The sequence below is a fragment of the Bradyrhizobium sp. SRS-191 genome (assembly GCF_024586915.1).
Lineage (GTDB): Bacteria > Pseudomonadota > Alphaproteobacteria > Rhizobiales > Xanthobacteraceae > Bradyrhizobium.
The window spans coordinates 1-2,231 of sequence record NZ_JANBVS010000059.1 but is presented as its reverse complement, the minus strand read 5'-3'; the positions used below and the strand labels follow the sequence as shown (position 1 = coordinate 2,231).

The window sequence follows — 2,231 nt, the reverse complement described above, 5'->3', positions numbered from 1 at the left end:
AATGGGATCGGAAGGCGAGATCGGCCACGAGTGCCGCTTCTTCGCGTCGTACAGCGGCGTGAAGCTGCCGCCGAATCTGGTCAACCCAATCGCACCCGATGCGCTGTCCAACCGGAACACGTTCATTCGTGCCTATTTCGACGGGGTTGGCGTGCTGAAGGGGTTCGACAAGCTCGTCTATGGGGAAGTCGAACTGGCACACCGCTATGCCTATCACGACAGCGGGAGGCTGTGCCGGGCGCTGATCTCGATGCTGGACGAGGAGCCGGTGGTCCTTCATTTCGATCGGGCCGGTCGGCAGATTTCGGGAGAGGTCGGGTCATGACGGTGGCGCAATTGCGCGAGCGGCTTCGCACGTTGCCGGACGAGGCCGTCGTGTTGATGGACAGCGGAGACGGGCTCTCCCGTGTGTCCACGCTGGAGTTTGTCGCCGATCAAGGCCCCGGCGCTCCCGCGGAAGTCATCCTGTCGCCGAGCATGGACGAATGAGACGCATGGGATTGAAGGTATGGGCTTGAGGGCAACGACATGAGCGACACGGCAGTCGAAACGGTTTCGATTTTCGGGCGCATCGGCGGCACTTTCGCCATCGATCGCCTGGTAGAGAGCTTCTATCGCAGGATGGACGCTCTGCCCGAGGCCGCAGAGATTCGTGCCATGCATCCGGGCGACCTCACCGGGACCAAGCAAATCTTAAAGCGCTACCTCACCGAATGGACCGGCGGTCCAAAACTCTATTCGCCGGAGAAGGGCCATCCCCGGCTGCGCCAGCGTCACATGGGCTTTCCGATCGGAAGTGCCGAGCGTGATGCGTGGCTGCTCTGCATGCGCGGTGCCCTGGAAGAGACGGTCTTAGACGCCGCCGCACGCGCCGAGTTGGATCTGGCGATGTCTCGTCTGGCCGATTGGATGCGCAACCAGGCCGGCAATCCCCACGATGCCCGCGCGGGGCACCCCTAGGCCGCCGATCGTTGGGATGATTTGCCGACTCCGTGCCGCAGCGGCCTTGGCTCAATCGGATAGCGGCAGTCCGAAAAATTCCTCCTCGGCGCCGCCCCACGCTTTGTGCAGAGCCAGCCCATTCTGCCAGCGGCCGAGCTCCTTGTCGTTGGCCTGACGGTGCGTGATCCTGCCGTCGGGCTTCTCGGCCAGCAGGAAGCCTTTGCCGTTGCGGATGAAGCGGTTGAGATCCTTGGTGTCGGTCGGACGCACCACGCAACGCGGCGCTTCGTCGACGAGAATCGTGGTGGGCAGCATCGCTCAGAATCCGTCCTGCTTGCGGCCCCAGGGGTGTGAACCCGGCACCAGCTCGGCCTTGATCCCGGCCCTGGCGATGGCGGCCAGGTCCGCGTAGAGCGTGCCCTCGTGCACGAGCGCGCCGCTCTTCGTCATGATCGCGACGTAGCGCGCGGCCGGGTCGGTCTCGCAGAGATAGCCGCCGCCGGGGTCGAGCGTGTTCCGGGCGTTGCCGTCCCAGTCGATGAAATAGCCTGATGTCGTCATCGATCCGTCCTTCAATCCGCGGGCGGTCCGAGGTCGTCGTCGGCCTTCTTCTTTTTCTTCTTCTCGGTCTTGGCCTGCGCATAGGCGCCGGCGTTCTTCAGAAGGACCGGCTTTTGACCTTCGACATATTGCGAGATCCAGAACAGGGTTCGCTCCTGGGCCTGGCCTGCTGCGTCTTCGCGATAGCTGCCGCGCTCCCCGGAGCCGAAGCCCTGGACGGCGCCCGCATAGGTGAAGGCGCTGACGTCAGGGCGATGGGCGCGAAACTGCGCGATCTGCTCGATCGGCAGCTCCGGATCGTCCTCCCCGAAATGCAGCAACGTCGGAACCTTCCGCTTCTCGCGATAGTCGGCAACGATCCCGCTGCCGTCATAGCCGATCACGCAGGCAATGCCATTGACCTTGTTTGCGGCGGCGTAGGCGAGGTCGCCGCCCCAGCAATAGCCGACCACCGCGACCTTGCCGACGTCCTTCACGGCGTCGACGGTGGCCTGGATATCGGAGATCGCCAACTCCTTGTTGACCTCGGCGCTAATTGCCGCGGCCTGCGCTCTCCCCGTGTCATCGTGATCGAGACTGGCGCCGGGCTTGACGCGGTCGAACAGAGCCGGCGCGATGGCGACGTAACCCGCAGCAGCGAAGGCATCAGCCGCTTTGCGGACGTCCGGGGTGACGCCGAAGACGTCCTGAAGCACGACGACGGCGCCCTTGGGCGCGTCGGCAGGCTC

6 protein-coding genes are annotated in these 2,231 nt (G+C 64.5%); 3 read left to right on the top strand and 3 right to left on the bottom strand.

Features of this window, described 5'->3' with window-relative positions; translation table 11 throughout:
• Position 1 precedes the first annotated feature (1 nt).
• Genes NLR35_RS33890 through NLR35_RS33880 form a run of 3 tightly spaced genes read left to right on the top strand, consistent with a single transcriptional unit; the run spans position 2 to position 960 of the window.
• Entirely contained in the window at positions 2-325 is a 324-nt protein-coding gene (locus NLR35_RS33890; protein WP_257170884.1) for a DUF6156 family protein, read from the top strand.
• The gene (locus tag NLR35_RS33885; protein ID WP_257170883.1) at positions 322-489 is read left to right on the top strand and encodes a hypothetical protein; all 168 of its coding nucleotides are present in this window, start codon (positions 322-324) and stop codon (positions 487-489) included. Before NLR35_RS33890 ends, NLR35_RS33885 begins: the two co-directional genes overlap by 4 nt.
• A 39-nt stretch (positions 490-528) precedes the next feature.
• Complete coding sequence (locus NLR35_RS33880; protein ID WP_257170882.1) at positions 529-960, top strand: group II truncated hemoglobin; 432 nt, start codon at positions 529-531, stop codon at positions 958-960.
• Positions 961-1,011: 51 nt separating this feature from the next.
• On the opposite strand, the gene NLR35_RS33875 is transcribed toward NLR35_RS33880, so the two are convergent.
• The 3 genes from NLR35_RS33875 to NLR35_RS33865 form a co-directional block, all read right to left on the bottom strand.
• Positions 1,012-1,257, bottom strand: a complete 246-nt coding sequence (locus tag NLR35_RS33875; RefSeq protein ID WP_257170881.1) for a hypothetical protein — start codon at positions 1,255-1,257, stop codon at positions 1,012-1,014.
• A gap of 3 nt (positions 1,258-1,260) precedes the next feature.
• Positions 1,261-1,503 (bottom strand): hypothetical protein, encoded by a 243-nt coding sequence (locus tag NLR35_RS33870; RefSeq protein ID WP_257170880.1) that lies wholly within the window; start codon positions 1,501-1,503, stop codon positions 1,261-1,263.
• 11 nt (positions 1,504-1,514) lie between these two features.
• Positions 1,515-2,231, bottom strand: a 717-nt coding sequence (locus tag NLR35_RS33865) for a dienelactone hydrolase family protein (protein ID WP_257170879.1), incomplete at its 5' end; no start/stop codon positions are given.